Genomic DNA, 14,292 nt, shown 5'->3' with positions numbered 1-14,292 from the left:
AGGAGCAACAGCATGAAAAAAGTCTTTTTCGTCGCCGGCGCGCTGGCGCTGTCCGGCTGCAGTTACATCCTGCCGCAGAGCAGCCAGACGATGCACTATCAGTGTGGCACTACGCCGCTGACGGTGGCGCTCGACGGCAAGGCGAGTGAAGTCAGCCTGCTGATGGATGGCGAGCAGCTGCATCTTAAGCAGGTGCTGGCGCTGACCGGCGCCAAATACAGCGACGGTAAATACACTTTTTGGTCGAAAGACCGTAACGCCTATCTTGAGCGCAACGGCAAGGTAGTCATGAGCGACTGCGTGTTGACGGAGTGAGGGTTGACGGCGGCGTCGGAGCGATTGAGTTCCTGACGCCGCAGGCGCAGAATGTAACGACGGATTTTTTCAGTTGGTCGATAACCCAGATGATTGAAAAGAATGAGTTTGATGTTGCGGACCTGCGCCGTGAATACACCCGGGGCGGCCTGCGCCGCAACGATCTGACCGCCAGCCCGCTCGAACTGTTCGAGCGTTGGTTGAAACAGGCCTGCGACGCGCGCCTGGCGGATCCCACCGCCATGTGCGTCGCGACCGTCGACGAACACGGCCAGCCTTATCAACGCATCGTGCTGCTGAAGCATTTCGATGAGCAGGGGCTGGTGTTCTACACCAACCTCGGCAGCCGCAAGGCGCAACAGCTGGCGCACAACCCGCATATCAGCCTGCTGTTCCCCTGGCACATGCTCGATCGCCAGGTGATTTTCCTCGGCCAGGCGGAGCGTCTGTCGACGCTCGAGGTGCTGAAGTATTTCAACAGCCGGCCGAAGGACAGCCAGATCGGCGCCTGGGTCTCGCAACAATCGTCGCGCATTTCCGCGCGCGGCGTGCTGGAAAGCAAATTCCTCGAGCTGAAGCAGAAGTTCCAGCAGGGCGAGGTGCCGTTGCCGAGTTTCTGGGGCGGATTCCGCGTGAAATTTGACTCTGTCGAGTTCTGGCAAGGCGGCGCCCATCGTCTGCATGACCGTTTCCTGTATCAGCGGGACGGGAATGACTGGAAAATTGACCGACTGGCACCCTGAAGGCGGAAAATCCTCTCTAAGCGCTGGTGCTGATGCCGCCGGCGCTTTATTCTATGCGCTACCCTGAATTTTTATTTCGCCACTGGGCGAAAGGCCGTGTACCGGCAAAGGTGCATTCGTTTATACATGGAGTCATTGATGGCAAGCAGCAACTTGATTAAACAACTGCAAGAGCGGGGCCTCGTTGCCCAGGTTACGGATGAGGAAGCGTTAGCGGAGCGACTGGCGCAAGGGCCAATTGCACTGTATTGCGGTTTCGATCCGACCGCTGACAGCTTGCATTTGGGCCATCTGGTTCCTCTGTTGTGCCTGAAGCGCTTCCAACTGGCCGGCCACAAGCCGGTAGCGTTGGTGGGCGGCGCCACTGGCCTCATCGGCGATCCGAGCTTCAAAGCGGCGGAGCGCAAGCTGAACACCACCGATACGGTGAACGAGTGGGTCGAGAAGATCCGCAAACAGGTTTCCCCGTTCCTCGACTTCGACTGCGGCGACAACAGCGCTATCGCGGCCAACAACTACGACTGGTTCGGCGGCATGAACGTGCTGACCTTCCTGCGTGACATCGGCAAGCACTTCTCCGTCAACCAGATGATCAACAAGGAAGCGGTCAAGCAGCGTCTGAATCGCGACGACTCCGGCATCTCCTTCACTGAGTTCTCGTATAACCTGCTGCAGGGCTACGATTTCTCCGAGCTGTATAACCGCCACCAGGTGGAACTGCAGATCGGCGGTTCCGATCAGTGGGGCAACATCACCTCGGGTATCGATCTGACGCGCCGTCAGCACCAGAAGCAGGTGTTCGGCCTGACCGTGCCGTTGATCACCAAAGCCGACGGCACCAAGTTCGGTAAAACCGAGGGCGGCGCGGTCTGGCTGGCGCCGGAAAAAACCAGTCCGTACAAGTTCTACCAGTTCTGGATCAACACCGCCGACGCCGACGTCTACCGCTTCCTGAAGTTCTTCACCTTCATGAGCCTGGAAGACATCAACGCGCTGGAAGAAGAAGACAAGAACAGCGGTAAGGCGCCACGCGCCCAGTACGTGCTGGCGGAAGAAGTGACCGGCATGGTGCACGGTGCGGAAGGCCTGGCGGCCGCCAAGCGCATCACCCAGAGTCTGTTCTCCGGTGCGCTGCACGACATGACCGAAGCGGACTTCGCCCAACTGGCGCAGGACGGCATGCCGACCATCAAACTTGAGCGCGACGCCGATCTGCAGCAGGCGCTGGTGAATGCCGAACTGGTGCCGTCACGCGGCCAGGCGCGCACCATGATCGGCTCCAACGCGGTGACCATCAACGGCGAGAAGCAGTCCGATGCCGAATACCGCTTCAGCGATTCAGACCGTCTGTTCGGCCGCTACACGCTGTTGCGTCGCGGCAAAAAGCATTACTGCCTGGTGGATTGGCAGTAAGCGTCAGCCAGTCTATATGACATGAAAAGCCCGGGGAGCTCCCCGGGCTTTTTTTATCGCATGGCGCGGATGACGATTAGGCAAACGCCTCCGGCAGCGAGTTTTCGGCCGCAACACCGTTCACGGTGACGGCGGGCGAGTGGTAGTGCAGAGAGACGGCAGCCAGATAAGGATCCTGATTGCCGATCGAGAACACCACATCATCGGCGTCAAAGCTGTGATTATGATTGCTATCCACGATGACATAGAGCGATTTGTCCAACTTTAGCAATCCGACTTCCGCCAGGTTATTGGTGCTGGCGCCGTTCGTTATTTTCGCCAGTACCTGTGAGAACAGCGCTTGGGCATTGTCCGTCGCATTCAGGCCACTGAACGCATTTTGTAACTCAGCTTGGGTGGTGGCGCTGCCGTACAAGGTTGCGGTCTTGTCTCCTGTCTTGGAGAAAACCCACGGGTTGTCGGTTTCTCCCACGGAGATGACGCTGTTGGCATAGCCGGTATTGAGCGTGACCATATTGTCTATTTTGCTATCGGTAAAATGTAACGTACCGGCGCTATCCAACGTCGTGTTGCCCTTAACGTCGGCTTTATAGACGGTCAATCCGGTGCGGTCGACCGTTAACTGGTCGCCGGCAAGTTCGGCAATGACATGGGCGAAATCGTCTTTATTGGCCAGCGTGTTTAGCGTGTTGTAGAAAGCGCCGCCGCCGGTGCCGCCTTTTTCTGCGACGAGGAACAGCTTCATGTCGGAGTAATAACGGCGTTCATCGGTAAATTCGCTGCCTATGATGGTTTTCAGGTTATCACTAAAATCTGCGGCAACGGTCAGATTAAGCACCAGCGGCTTATCGCCTGTGTACATATAGCCGCTCAGCATCAACGTGCTAATCGAGTTGTCCCCGCCGCTCAGGGTCAACGTGCGATTTTGCACAATGTCGAGATTGCTGCCCATACGGATTTCGAGCGTTTCTTTATGGTTCGATGTAAAGCTGAAAGTACCCATATTGAGGTTGGTTACCGTATGGCTAGCCGTATCGGTAAAGAATAATTTAAAACTGTCGTCGCTATGTGCCGTATCGCTGATGTGGATACGGCTTTTCGCGGTCAAGTCGCCGCCGAGGGTAAACTGTCCGCTGCTGACGTTGAGCAGCGTTAAATCTCCGGAGTAGGCCGTAATTACCCCTCCAGCCGACCCCGTAGCGTTTTGCGAAGCATTGGGTTGCGCCATTTCGCCTTGTTTTAGCGAGTTGATGTTACCGTAAATCGGGTGGGAGACGGTGGCTTCTTGCGTGAACACCCCAAAGTCAAATACCTTGTTGCCTTCGGTAGCGACCCGCTGCCCGTTAAGATAAATCTCTCCGGTACCGCGATAGTGGGTCAAATCTACATAGTTGAAATATAGGAACTGATTAACGTTATTTGTAATTTCAGCGTCATAGCCGCCGCCGACGCTGGCCGTCAGGTGGACGACCTTGGTGAAAAAATTGGCTGAGACACTATAGTAAGATGTCTCGGGATCGCTATTAAGCGCCGTCGCTTTGAAATCACGGCTGACCCTATTGCCGCTGTCGGCGGTGGCATTGCCTTGCCAGACAAGCTGATGCTTCCCGGCGGCCAGATTGATTTGCGCGGCTGCCGTCGTCATATCGAGCCGGTCGGCGACGACGGTGCTGTTCTTCACGTTGGAAAAGTTAATCCCTTCGGGGGCGTTCAGCAGGTTGCCCTCGCTAAGAAAAAGGGTGACATTCAGGTTTCTCAGCGATTGAAGCATTGCTTCACTGGTGGCGAAGTCGCCCTGCAGCGTGACTTTTTGCAACGATTTGGCAAAGCTGAGATCGACCGCGGAGCCGATCTCGGCGTTAAGGGTGATCTCGCGCAGCTGGCTGATTTCCGCATGGCTTAACGCGTGTTGCTTACCGGTATTCAGGCTGCCGTTGAGGGCGCCGTCGGCATTCGACATCGTGACGTTGCCGCGGATCTGGTATCCCAGCTCGCTGCCAATTTTGTATTCGAGATTGACGAGTTGCTCGTGACTTGGGCTGACTCCGCCCTCCAGCGGCGCTTCCCCGTTGCGGAACGCATGCAAAATATTCAGCGTCGCCTGCAGCGGATTATTGCCGGCTTTGAGCAAAATTGCCTGTTTTTGCAGTTCGCTCAGCGCCGGGCCGTAATACAGTTCGTGATAAATCCTGGCGAAGTCTGCGGCATCTTTGAAGGGGGAGGATTTAGCCAGAATGGTCAGCAGATCGAGCTCGGAGTTCCCCGCGGCGAGGAATTTGCTGTAACTGTCCAGTCCGGTTGATTCCAGCGTGGTCTTTTTCCCCAGTTGCAGAAAGAGCAGCGCCACGCTTTCCTGATAGTTGGCCGCAGCCATCTCACCCGCAGCGTAGACATGGGTAGCATTAAGAAAAGCCTGTTTGGCGGCGGCATGTGCTGTGTCGTTGCGAATATCGGCGATCAGACGCATGATGACGTCGCCTCGCGTTTCGGTGTGATTATTCAACCCGGTGACATAATTGGCGAGCTCGCTTGCGCCAGCATCAACGCCGAAAGTATTTTTATAGACGGTTTTGACGAAGTCTTCATTACTTAACGTGGTCAACGCGCTACGCGTATCGACGAAACGGCCGGCAATATAGCTGGCGTCAGCTTTTCCTGTCGCCAGCACCTGGCTCCAATAATTGACGCCTTCCGCCACCGCGAGGCTGCCTACGATGTAAAACAGGGCTTGAATATCGGCTGCCGCTTCAGCATTCGCGGGATAGGGGGACAAAGCGGGGTGTAAGGTTGTATCAATAATATCAAACAAATGCTGTTGCTGTGCGACCGGTGCCGCAGCATCACCCATATAGCTCTTCACGCCGGCGATTAGATCCTTGGTAATCAGCCCCAGCGTTTTTCCTGCATTGGCTTGCGCGACCAGCGTGGCCAGCAAATCGGGTGCTGGATCGGCGCCTGTCGTATTTTTATAGATGTATTGAATTTTTTGCGACGTTGTCAGGCCGTCATAGCGATGATGCCCATCCTGAGACTGGATGAATTTTTCGGCCAGCTGATCTCTGCTGTACTGCCCCGATTCCAGCTGGCGGGCAAAGAAGTTTAATGCGGCGCTATCGGCTTTTTTACCGAGTGTGGCATAAAAAAGGATGGCTACATCCTGTTGTGACGATAATAAACTCATGTTAACCCCTGTGTTGACAAAAAATAAGCATCAACAAGTACAGTCCAAATCCACATGATTGCAATGCGGTTGAGCCTAAGGAAATTCTGTATTTTTCGCGAATGCGGCCGCCGTTTGAGGCGACCGCACCCGCAGAGAGTTAGACCAAACTTAGCTCTGTGACGGATGGGGTGGAAGTGCCGGCAAGATCAATAGTCGGCGCCCGATAATGAAGGTTTTCTGCAATCTCATAAATATCTTTATCTCCCAAGGAGAATACAATGTCCTCAGCGTCAAATTGCTTATTGTGATTATTATCAATGATAATGTATGCATTGGTTGCCAACTTGAACACGCCTACGCTTTGCAGATTATTTTCACTGCCGCCATGGGTTATTTTTGATAGCGCCTGAGCAAATATATCTTGCGCCGTGCTGTCGTCTGCGACGGTTAATGAATCAAACAGGGTATTGATGTCGGCCATTTGCGTCAGGCTGCCATAAGGCACGATATTGCCGGATTTTTCGCTGTCGAACAGCCACTGTTGACCCCGAACACCAACGGTAAGCGTGTCGGTCGGCGTGAGAGTGTTAATCGTGACCATGCTGTCGATCGTGCTTTGTTCAAAGTTGATTTTGTTGTGGTGCGCGTATTGATTGGCCATCGCCAGGTTATTCAGCGTGGTATTGCCTTTGATAGTCAGGGTCTGAGTATTGGTGTACTGGATGTTGATCTGTTCGCCGGTCAGTGCGCCGATAATACCGCCATAGGCGCTCGGGTCGTTCAGTGCGGATAGCAGTTTATAAAACTCGCCGCCGCCGCTGCCGGCCTTATCCAGCTTCAGATCGGTTTCAACGCGCGGGATCCCTTCATTCATGGGATCGAAAATGGGTTCAATAACAATATGTTTCAAGCTGTCGCTAAAGTCAGCTTTTACCGTCACTTCCAGCTTTCCTATGCCGCTGATGTTGATCTTGGAAATATTGTTGCCGGCGCCTTCCAGCGCCACCGAGGCGAGTTTCGAACCATTGGCATACAGCCGCAGCTCTTCTTGCGGCCGTGCGCCAATGAAATGGCTGGCGAAACTGAGCGTTCCTGCGTCCAGGCGTTCGATGGCGCTATTTCCGATGCTTACCCCCCAAGGGCCAAATAACGTCGAGGGAGGCGTAACCGGCGCCAGTTCCAGGTGAAGCTTGCTCTGCGCACCGGCATCGCCGTTGATGGTGAGAAAAGGCAGCGTGTCGAAGACGGGAAGATTGATGATATGTACATTATCGGCGAAACCGGAAAGCGTAAGCCCTTGACTTCCCGTCCAGTAATAACCGTCACCACTTTTTACAGCATGGGGCGCCTGCTGTAAGTGGGTGACGCCTGTATAATGGTCGTTATAAATACTGGCCGTTTGATTGATTACGCCATAATCGAATACGTTGGCGCCTTCTGTCGCGATCAATTTGCCATCCAGATAAATGTTTCCGGTACCGCGATAACCTGCCAGATCGATCTGAGGAAAGAATTGGAACTGGTTAACATTGGTTTTGATTATTCCTTCAATACTGCCGCTTGCCGTTGTGGTCAGATAGATATCCTTTAAGATCAGGTTGGCGGAAATAACGCCATCCGCATCAAAATAGTTCTGTGCGGTGAACGTCGTGCTGACAATATTGGCGCTATGATTCACGCCATTGCCATTCCAAAACAGACTGGCACCACCGATGCCAAAAAGAATTTCCATTTTGGCATTGGCGAGATCGAACTTATCGGAAATCACCACCACATCCCGTTCGGTACCAAATGTAATCTTGTCTACCGTTTTGAAGTAAGGGTTATCATCCAGATTAAGCCGCAAAGCGAATCCCTTATTTTTTAGCGAGTTCAGGGCGGTGGTATCGGTTGGCGCACTCCCTTGCAAGGTCACCTCTTTCAACTGGGGCGAATGGCTGAAATCAACGGCGGCCGAGGCATTCACATTAAGAAAGACGTGCGTCAGAGCGGCCAATTCCTCAGGACTCAACGGATGCTGACTGCCGGTGTTCACCGAGCCGCTCAATATGCCGTCGGCGGAGAGCGACAATTCGGCGATAGGCGTGTAATTCAGCTGTTGAGCGATCTTGAGTTGATAGGCGGCGACATCCGTCGACTGAGGCTCACGAGCACCGTCGAGTGGGAGCATCCCCTTGCAGAATGACGCGATGCTGGTTTGGTATCGATCGTGGCCGGCGTTCTGTAGCACGGCCAGGGAGACGTCCTGGCTCAGATTTTCGTGATACAGCGAAGCGTAGATTTTTTCGTTGTTGTCAGCCCGCAGGAAGTGGCGGGCGCTGGCCAGCAGCTTAAACTGCTCGACGGAAGGTGTCCCGCTGGCGAGCGAACGGCTAAAGGTATCGAGAGCGGCCGCGTCGGCGAAGGCACCTGACTCACTTTGGCTATCAGCGCTTTTCTCAAGCTGTTTAGCTAAATAAGTCAAGGTATTGGCATCGGCCTTCTTTCCCCATTGAAGTTTCAGTAAGCTCATGAAATATATCCTCTGGATACGCTGAAGTGATAGTGAATGAATAGACAATTACAGTTCATAAGGGCCGAAATGCAATGTTAGGCCAGTCTGAGGATGGCCTGATTTTTCCCGCTGTCACTGCCTTGTCGGTCGGTTCTCGGCTTTTTTTGGATCGGACTTTTCGCTACAATATGCCGCCGTCGAAAGCATAAAAATTCCTCTCATTTCTTGTTTTTAACAGCGCCGGCATGACGTTTTCGCGTTGTGCACCCATTATCATTTCGCCGCGGGCTGATGCACACGGCATGGCGAGGTCAGTTGTTCCGATGAAAAACATTCTTTCTATCCAGTCGCACGTGGTGTTTGGTCACGCCGGCAACAGTGCGGCTGAATTTCCGATGCGCCGCATGGGCGTCAACGTCTGGCCGCTGAACACGGTACAGTTCTCCAACCATACGCAATACGGCCAGTGGACCGGCTGCGTCATGCCGGCCAATCACCTGACCGAGATCGCGCAGGGCATCGCCAATATCGATCAGCTGAAGCGCTGTGATGCGGTATTGAGTGGCTATATCGGTTCGCCGGAGCAGGGCGACCATATTCTGGAGATCGTGCGTCAGGTTAAGCAGGCGAACCCGAATGCCTGGTATTTCTGCGATCCGGTGATGGGACATCCGGAAAAAGGCTGCATCGTGGCGCCGGGCGTGGCCGAGTTTCACTGTCGCCAGGCGTTGCCGTGCAGCGACATGATGGCGCCGAACCTGCTGGAGTTGGAGATGCTGAGCCAGATGGCCGTCGCCAACGTGGCCGATGCGGTGCAGGCCGCCCGCGCGCTGATCGCCACAGGGCCGCGGCTGGTGCTGGTCAAGCACCTGGCCCGCGCCGGCTATCACGCCGACTGCTTCGAAATGCTGCTGGTGACGGCGGACGAGGCTTGGCACATCAGCCGGCCGCTGGTGGACTTCGGCGCGCGTCAACCGGTCGGCGTCGGCGATTTGACCAGCGGTCTGCTGCTGGTGGATCTGCTGAAGGGTGAGGCGCTGGATAAAGCGCTGGAGCACGTGACCGCCGCCGTGTATGAGGTGATGCTGACGACTCAGGAGATGGGGGAATACGAGCTGCAGGTAGTGGCGGCGCAGGATCGGATCGTGCAGCCGCGCAGCGAGTTCAAAGCGGTAAAACTGTAAGTGCAACGGGCCCCGGCGATAGCCACCGGGGCCGAATGTTTACTTCAATCCTTCGGCGTTCAGCGCCGCATCCACCGCCGGGCGCGCCGCAACGCGATCGAACCAGGCCGCCAGATGGGCGTGCTTGCGCACGTCAAACTGCAGGGCGAATGCCCAGCGCAGCACGGTGAACAGGTAGGCGTCAGCCACGCTGAAACGGCTCCCCAACAGGAAGTGCTGCTTCGCCAGTACCGAATCCAGATAGCTGAACTGCTGCTCCAGCTTGGCGCGCGCGATGGTTTTGTATTCCTCGGGCGTTTTCGGGTTGAACAGCGGGCTGAATCCTTTGTGCAGCTCGGTGGCAATGTAGTTCAGCCATTCGATCGCGTGGTAGCGCGACAGGGTGCCCGCCGCCGGGATCAGGTTGCGATCCGGCACGCGGTCCGCCAGATATTGCACGATCGCCACGCCTTCGGTCAGTAGGCTGCCGTCATCCAGCAGCAGCGCCGGGACCTGTCCCTTGGGGTTGATGGCGAGGTAATCGGCGCCGCTCTCGGTTTTCTTCTGCGCCAGATCGACCTTCTCCGCCGTAAAATCCAGCCCTGCCTCACGCAGCACGATATGCGGGGACAGCGAACAGGCGCCGGCTTTATAGAACAGTTTCATCGGAAGCTCCTTGTTGATGACGAATGACGGGCATGCTTAACCTCTCATCGTAGTCCCGTGGCGCCAAAATTACAGCGGCTTAGCTAACAAATTTAACCGACGATCGCCTCTGCGGGCTGCAGTTGCGCCAGCGTCGCGGCGATCTGTTGCTGCAGCGCCGGCGGCGCCACCTGCATCGGCGAACGCAATTCGTTGGCGATCAGCCCCTGCTGGGCCAGCACCGTCTTGACCGGCGCCGGATTCGGGAAGCTGAACATCTGGTGGATCATCGGCAGCAGCTCATAGAAGTTGCTGCGCGCCGCGGCCAGATCGCCGGCGGCGACCTGCTGCACCAGCTGGACGAAACGTTCCGGGTGAACATGCGCGGCGGCGGAGATGGCGCCGGTGCCGCCCAGGCACAGCGTGGTGAGGATCAGATTGTCTTCCCCGGTCATCACATCGATTTCGCCATCGGCGATCAGCGCCATGGTGGCGTCAGGGTTGCCGCCGCAGTCCTTGATGGCGGTGATGCGCGGATGGCGAGCGAGCCGGCGCAGCGTGGCCAGCTCCATGGCGATGCCGGTGCGCTGCGGAATGTTGTACAGGATCACCGGCACGGCGGAGGCGTCGGCCAACTGGGTAAAATAGTCGATCAGGCCGCATTGCGAAGGGCGGATGTAGTAAGGCGCCGGGATCAGCACGCCAGCGATGTCGCGCAGCTGAATGGCCTGCTGCATTTGCAGTGTGGCGGCCATGTTATTGCCGGAAAGGCCCATCACCACCTGGCGTGCAGGCGCCACCTCCAATACGGCGTCGAGCACCGCCAGCTGTTCTTCTTTGCTCAGCGCAGCGGCTTCACCGGTGGAGCCGCAGACCACCAGACCATCGACGCCGGCGTCGAGCAGGTGCCGCGCCAGGCGTTGCACCGCCGGCAGGTCGACGGCGTCGTGATTGAAAGGGGTAACCATCGCCACCCAAATACCCGAAAATGAGGCCATAAAATATTCCTTCTGTGTGACCGACAGAGAAGCCAGATGAGAAAATTGAAGGCGGGGCGTTGCGTGCCATCCAGTCAGCTCATCTGACGGGACAGCGCGCCCCGGTCAAATGAGCGTCTGTTTCTTCGATGTAACCGCCGCCAAACCGCCAACGAGCAACGCAGGTGTCATCAGAATATCAGCGTTGCGTGGGTAGGCCATGGCAGTCTCGCGAAAAGGGGAAGTGGGGTGATAATGAATATTCTTCATCAGACTGTCAATTTACAACAGATTGATAACATTGTTATTCATGATTCACCGGTGAGGATGAGTTTGGCTAATAAATAAAAATCCCCGCCGCGGCGGGGAGGGTTGAGTTGGCTCAGCGCGGCGGGCGGGAGCCGATGGTGGCGGACCAACTGAAAGTGTCGCCGCTCGGCCGGTAGCGATTGGCTTTGCGTTCTGCACGCTCCGCCTTGGCGAGCTTCGCTCTGGCGGCCATGATGCGCGCCACCACTTCATCCTTGACCTTGTGCTGTTCGGCATTGGTCAGCGGCCTGCCATGGCTTTTACGCGCCTTGTCCAATTCGGTTTTCACTTCCCGCTGTTCGCTTTCCGTCATCTCTTTCAACGTCAACTTTTTCATCTGTGCCGCCCGTTCGGTGAAGTTGACTTACAGTTTAGCGGCGTTATATGACCGAAAATGTTATGGGCATAACGAAAATGCCCCATAGGCCGGCATTACACCTCTTCCAGCAGATCGTCGACAAAGCGCCGCATGCGTTCGGTGCGCTGTTCGGCCATCTGCCGCCCGGCGGCGGTCTGGAAGCCGTCTTGCAGTTTGAACAGCTTGGTTTCGAAGTGATCCAGGCTGAAACGCTTGTCGTCGTATTGGCGATGTTCAGCCCGCGGGTCGGCGGCGTCGTACAGCGCGCTGCGCATGCGGCCGCCGATATAGAAGCAGCGCGCCACGCCGATAAGGCCGATAGCGTCGAGGCGATCGGCATCCTGCAGGATCTTCGCCTCCAGCGTTTGCGGCGGGATGCCGGCGGAAAAACTGTGCGCTTCAATGGCGTGAGCCACCGCCGCGATGTCCGCCGGCGCCCATTCCAGCCGGGTCAGCGTCAGCGTGGCTTGCTCCGCCGCCATGCGCGAGGCCAGATGGCGCTGCGGCGAATTCTTTTCCACCGCGACGGCGTCGTGCAGCAGCACCGCCGCGCAGAGAATGCGCCGGTCGCCGCCTTCCAGCTTGCTGATCCGACGGCAGTTCTTCCAGACCCGATGCAGGTGCGCCACGTCATGCGAACCGTCGTCCGACTCGAGGGTGAGCGGCAACAGCGTTTGCGCCAGCGTCTGGTAGGGGGAAAACGGTTGTAACAACTCTTGCGTCAGCGAGGGTAAAGACACGTTCAGCTCCTGTTGGGGAAAATCGGTCAATCAGCATAGCCGTGTCGGATGCCGGGAAAATGACAGAAAAATGGCTATTGTTTACTAAAGTGCAACCCACTATTGTCATAACTGCGGTTTTTGCAGCGAAACAAGCAACCTAGAATAGCCGCATTCCGCCGTCTCCGCTTGGTGAGAGCCTGTGTCCGCGGGGATGGCCGGAATATCCTCATCAGCCATTTGGAGAAGAGACATGCCAACCCCTCTTGAAATAGTGCGCGCAACCTATGAAGGCAGCTCCGAAGAAAACGGCCGTAATCTGCTGGCGGCGCTGGCCCCCGATGCCGAGTGGACCGAAGCCGCCGGTTTCCCTTACGCCGGTACCTATATCGGCCCGGAGAACATCATCAAGAACGTGCATCAGCGCCTGGGCAGCGAATGGCAAGGTTACCGCGCCGACGTCGATCACTTTTACGACGCCGGCGACAACGTGATCGCTCAGGGTTTTTATCACGGCACCTACCGGGCCACCGGCAAATCCTTCAGCGCCTCTTTTGCGCATATTTATACGCTGCGCGCCGGCAAAATCGTGAAGTTCGTGCAGATCGTCGACAGTGCTAAAGTGCTGGAGGCGATGCAGCCTTAATCGCCGCTGCGCTTGCCGAATTTGCGGTCGAACTCGCGCCGATAACCCCGGGCCTTGTTGCGATCGCGGATCCACAAATAGCCGCATACCAGCGCAACCGCTCCCGAGAAGGTGACATTGCGCATATCCCGGTCATACCAAAACACCAACAGCGCATCCAGCGCCGCAATCAGCGCGATCCATTTGTACATATGGGATTGGCGCCGCGTGGCGGCGTTGAGTCGTTTTAACTGTCTGGCTTCGTCCAACACCGGTTTTTGCTGCATAGCGTTTCGTTATCGTCAGGCTGTCCACGCTAAATTAGCAGAATTTCCCTCACCGTCGCAAAGATTAACGCGCGGCGTCATGCGGTTTTCACCGCCTCTGGCGCGGCGCAGAAAATTTATGCGTGGGCGCTTGAATTGTTCATTGGGCGTGATAGGTTATTTATTCGTTATTTTTGGGTTTTTATTCATGGCTCGCCGTGTCATCAAGCTGCAGCATTGGGCGGTTAACGTGATGGGTTCGACGCATGCGGCGGTTAACTTCGGCAGGAGGATGTGATGAACGATAAAACGGCACGCCCGCAGGATGTGGTTCAACAACAGCTTGACGCCTATAACGCCCGCGACATCGAGGCCTTTATGGCCTGCTGGGCGGACGACGCCCAGTATTACGAGCATCCAGACACGCTGCTGGCCAGCGGCAAGGCGGCGATCCGTGAACGGCATCTGGTGCGTTTCCAGGAGCCGAGTCTGTATGGCGAACGGATAAAACGCATGGCGGTAGGCAATATGGTGGTCGATCAGGAAGTGGTGACGCGCAATTTCCCGCAGGGGCGCGGCAAAATGGATGTCATCGCCATCTATGAAGTGGAACAGGGGCGGATCGCCAAAGCCTGGTTCAAGATCGGCCCCTGCGTGCCGGATGAGGGCGCGCTCTAGCCGCGCATTACTGCAACGCCATCACCGCCTCTATTTCCACACACACCGCGGGTGAGAACAACGCGCTGACCGCCATCAGTGAACAGGCCGGCAGCGCGCCATCGAAATAGTCAAACAGCACCGGGCGCACGCCCGCCAGATCGGCGATGTCGGTCAGGAACACGCTGATTTTAATCAATGCCTTGAGGTTGACGCCTTCGCTGGCGGCAATGGTGGCCAGCTGTTCGAGGATCTCCTGCGTTTGCTCCGGCGCGCTCAACCCCTGAGCGTCGGTGGCGAAGGCCGTCAATCCGGAAACGTATAAGCGATCGCTGTGGCGCACCGCATGCACATAGGGGCCGCCCGGCGTCGGCAACTGCGGATAATTCGTGCGTTTTAATGATGTCATGGTCAAACCCCGCGCAAGACCGGTTAATAAAATCGA

Annotated in this window: 14 protein-coding genes; 6 read left to right on the top strand and 8 right to left on the bottom strand. The window is 56.4% G+C overall.

Going from position 1 to position 14,292, the window contains the following annotated elements:
* The first annotated feature begins 12 nt into the window (after positions 1 to 12).
* The 3 genes from ACMGGK_RS12340 to tyrS all read left to right on the top strand — a co-directional run bounded on the left by ACMGGK_RS12340 (position 13) and on the right by tyrS (position 2,471).
* Positions 13 to 315, top strand: a complete 303-nt coding sequence (locus ACMGGK_RS12340; RefSeq protein WP_016927910.1) for an MliC family protein — start codon at positions 13 to 15, stop codon at positions 313 to 315.
* An 89-nt stretch (positions 316 to 404) separates the two neighbouring features.
* The gene (gene pdxH, locus ACMGGK_RS12335) at positions 405 to 1,058 is read left to right on the top strand and encodes a pyridoxamine 5'-phosphate oxidase (RefSeq protein ID WP_028128179.1); all 654 of its coding nucleotides are present in this window, start codon (positions 405 to 407) and stop codon (positions 1,056 to 1,058) included.
* Between the two features lie 138 nt (positions 1,059 to 1,196).
* Positions 1,197 to 2,471 (top strand): tyrosine--tRNA ligase, encoded by a 1,275-nt coding sequence (gene tyrS, locus ACMGGK_RS12330; protein WP_049300531.1) that lies wholly within the window; start codon positions 1,197 to 1,199, stop codon positions 2,469 to 2,471.
* Between the two features lie 76 nt (positions 2,472 to 2,547).
* Here tyrS and ACMGGK_RS12325 read toward each other — a convergent pair whose 3' ends face one another.
* Positions 2,548 to 5,652 carry a DUF4214 domain-containing protein gene (locus ACMGGK_RS12325; protein ID WP_193842736.1) on the bottom strand — a complete coding sequence of 1,035 codons (3,105 nt, stop codon included), beginning with the start codon at positions 5,650 to 5,652 and terminating at the stop codon, positions 2,548 to 2,550.
* A 139-nt stretch (positions 5,653 to 5,791) separates the two neighbouring features.
* The gene (locus tag ACMGGK_RS12320) at positions 5,792 to 8,146 is read right to left on the bottom strand and encodes a hypothetical protein (protein WP_420276933.1); all 2,355 of its coding nucleotides are present in this window, start codon (positions 8,144 to 8,146) and stop codon (positions 5,792 to 5,794) included.
* A gap of 305 nt (positions 8,147 to 8,451) precedes the next feature.
* Here ACMGGK_RS12320 and pdxY point away from each other — a divergent pair, with 305 nt between their 5' ends.
* Positions 8,452 to 9,312, top strand: a complete 861-nt coding sequence (gene pdxY / locus ACMGGK_RS12315) for a pyridoxal kinase PdxY (protein WP_420276932.1) — start codon at positions 8,452 to 8,454, stop codon at positions 9,310 to 9,312.
* A gap of 39 nt (positions 9,313 to 9,351) precedes the next feature.
* Here pdxY and gstA read toward each other — a convergent pair whose 3' ends face one another.
* The 4 genes from gstA to ACMGGK_RS12295 all read right to left on the bottom strand — a co-directional run bounded on the left by gstA (position 9,352) and on the right by ACMGGK_RS12295 (position 12,350).
* A complete protein-coding gene (gene gstA / locus ACMGGK_RS12310) occupies positions 9,352 to 9,957 on the bottom strand; it encodes a glutathione transferase GstA (protein WP_016927904.1) in 606 nt (201 codons plus the stop codon).
* 92 nt (positions 9,958 to 10,049) lie between these two features.
* Positions 10,050 to 10,934, bottom strand: coding sequence for a 4-hydroxy-tetrahydrodipicolinate synthase (dapA, locus tag ACMGGK_RS12305; protein ID WP_049300527.1), 885 nt, complete (start codon positions 10,932 to 10,934; stop codon positions 10,050 to 10,052).
* Between the two features lie 361 nt (positions 10,935 to 11,295).
* Positions 11,296 to 11,559, bottom strand: a complete 264-nt coding sequence (locus ACMGGK_RS12300) for a DUF3811 domain-containing protein (protein ID WP_004938373.1) — start codon at positions 11,557 to 11,559, stop codon at positions 11,296 to 11,298.
* A 95-nt stretch (positions 11,560 to 11,654) separates the two neighbouring features.
* Entirely contained in the window at positions 11,655 to 12,350 is a 696-nt protein-coding gene (locus tag ACMGGK_RS12295; RefSeq protein WP_079449294.1) for an HD domain-containing protein, read from the bottom strand.
* Between the two features lie 202 nt (positions 12,351 to 12,552).
* Here ACMGGK_RS12295 and ACMGGK_RS12290 point away from each other — a divergent pair, with 202 nt between their 5' ends.
* Positions 12,553 to 12,945 carry a nuclear transport factor 2 family protein gene (locus ACMGGK_RS12290; protein WP_004938379.1) on the top strand — a complete coding sequence of 131 codons (393 nt, stop codon included), beginning with the start codon at positions 12,553 to 12,555 and terminating at the stop codon, positions 12,943 to 12,945.
* Here ACMGGK_RS12290 and ACMGGK_RS12285 read toward each other — a convergent pair.
* Entirely contained in the window at positions 12,942 to 13,211 is a 270-nt protein-coding gene (locus ACMGGK_RS12285; RefSeq protein ID WP_004938382.1) for a hypothetical protein, read from the bottom strand. The two genes, ACMGGK_RS12290 and ACMGGK_RS12285, sit on opposite strands and share 4 nt — an antisense overlap.
* Before the next feature lie 276 nt (positions 13,212 to 13,487).
* Between ACMGGK_RS12285 and ACMGGK_RS12280 the strand changes: the two genes are divergently transcribed.
* The gene (locus ACMGGK_RS12280; RefSeq protein WP_015377744.1) at positions 13,488 to 13,868 is read left to right on the top strand and encodes a nuclear transport factor 2 family protein; all 381 of its coding nucleotides are present in this window, start codon (positions 13,488 to 13,490) and stop codon (positions 13,866 to 13,868) included.
* Positions 13,869 to 13,875: 7 nt separating this feature from the next.
* Here the strand turns inward: ACMGGK_RS12280 and ACMGGK_RS12275 are convergent, their stop codons facing one another.
* Positions 13,876 to 14,256 (bottom strand): RidA family protein, encoded by a 381-nt coding sequence (locus tag ACMGGK_RS12275; protein ID WP_049300534.1) that lies wholly within the window; start codon positions 14,254 to 14,256, stop codon positions 13,876 to 13,878.
* Between the last annotated feature and the right edge of the window lie 36 nt (positions 14,257 to 14,292).

The organism is Serratia sp. BNK-33-b (genome assembly GCF_048684565.1).
Lineage (GTDB): Bacteria > Pseudomonadota > Gammaproteobacteria > Enterobacterales > Enterobacteriaceae > Serratia > Serratia marcescens.
The sequence above is the reverse complement of the archived record's forward strand: the minus strand, read 5'-3'. Positions and strand labels throughout refer to the sequence as shown.

What these genes read in the sequence shown, in the direction of transcription:
- pdxH (WP_028128179.1), top strand. Translation starts at nt 405, where the DNA reads ATGATTGAAAAGAATGAGTTTGATGTTGCGGACCTGCGCCGTGAATAC.
- tyrS (WP_049300531.1), top strand. Translation starts at nt 1,197, where the DNA reads ATGGCAAGCAGCAACTTGATTAAACAACTGCAAGAGCGGGGCCTCGTT.
- ACMGGK_RS12325 (WP_193842736.1), bottom strand. Translation starts at nt 5,652, where the DNA reads ATGAGTTTATTATCGTCACAACAGGATGTAGCCATCCTTTTTTATGCC.
- dapA (WP_049300527.1), bottom strand. Translation starts at nt 10,934, where the DNA reads ATGGCCTCATTTTCGGGTATTTGGGTGGCGATGGTTACCCCTTTCAAT.
- ACMGGK_RS12340 (WP_016927910.1), top strand. Translation starts at nt 13, where the DNA reads ATGAAAAAAGTCTTTTTCGTCGCCGGCGCGCTGGCGCTGTCCGGCTGC.
- ACMGGK_RS12275 (WP_049300534.1), bottom strand. Translation starts at nt 14,256, where the DNA reads ATGACATCATTAAAACGCACGAATTATCCGCAGTTGCCGACGCCGGGC.
- ACMGGK_RS12285 (WP_004938382.1), bottom strand. Translation starts at nt 13,211, where the DNA reads ATGCAGCAAAAACCGGTGTTGGACGAAGCCAGACAGTTAAAACGACTC.
- ACMGGK_RS12320 (WP_420276933.1), bottom strand. Translation starts at nt 8,146, where the DNA reads ATGAGCTTACTGAAACTTCAATGGGGAAAGAAGGCCGATGCCAATACC.
- pdxY (WP_420276932.1), top strand. Translation starts at nt 8,452, where the DNA reads ATGAAAAACATTCTTTCTATCCAGTCGCACGTGGTGTTTGGTCACGCC.
- ACMGGK_RS12280 (WP_015377744.1), top strand. Translation starts at nt 13,488, where the DNA reads ATGAACGATAAAACGGCACGCCCGCAGGATGTGGTTCAACAACAGCTT.
- ACMGGK_RS12300 (WP_004938373.1), bottom strand. Translation starts at nt 11,559, where the DNA reads ATGAAAAAGTTGACGTTGAAAGAGATGACGGAAAGCGAACAGCGGGAA.
- ACMGGK_RS12290 (WP_004938379.1), top strand. Translation starts at nt 12,553, where the DNA reads ATGCCAACCCCTCTTGAAATAGTGCGCGCAACCTATGAAGGCAGCTCC.
- gstA (WP_016927904.1), bottom strand. Translation starts at nt 9,957, where the DNA reads ATGAAACTGTTCTATAAAGCCGGCGCCTGTTCGCTGTCCCCGCATATC.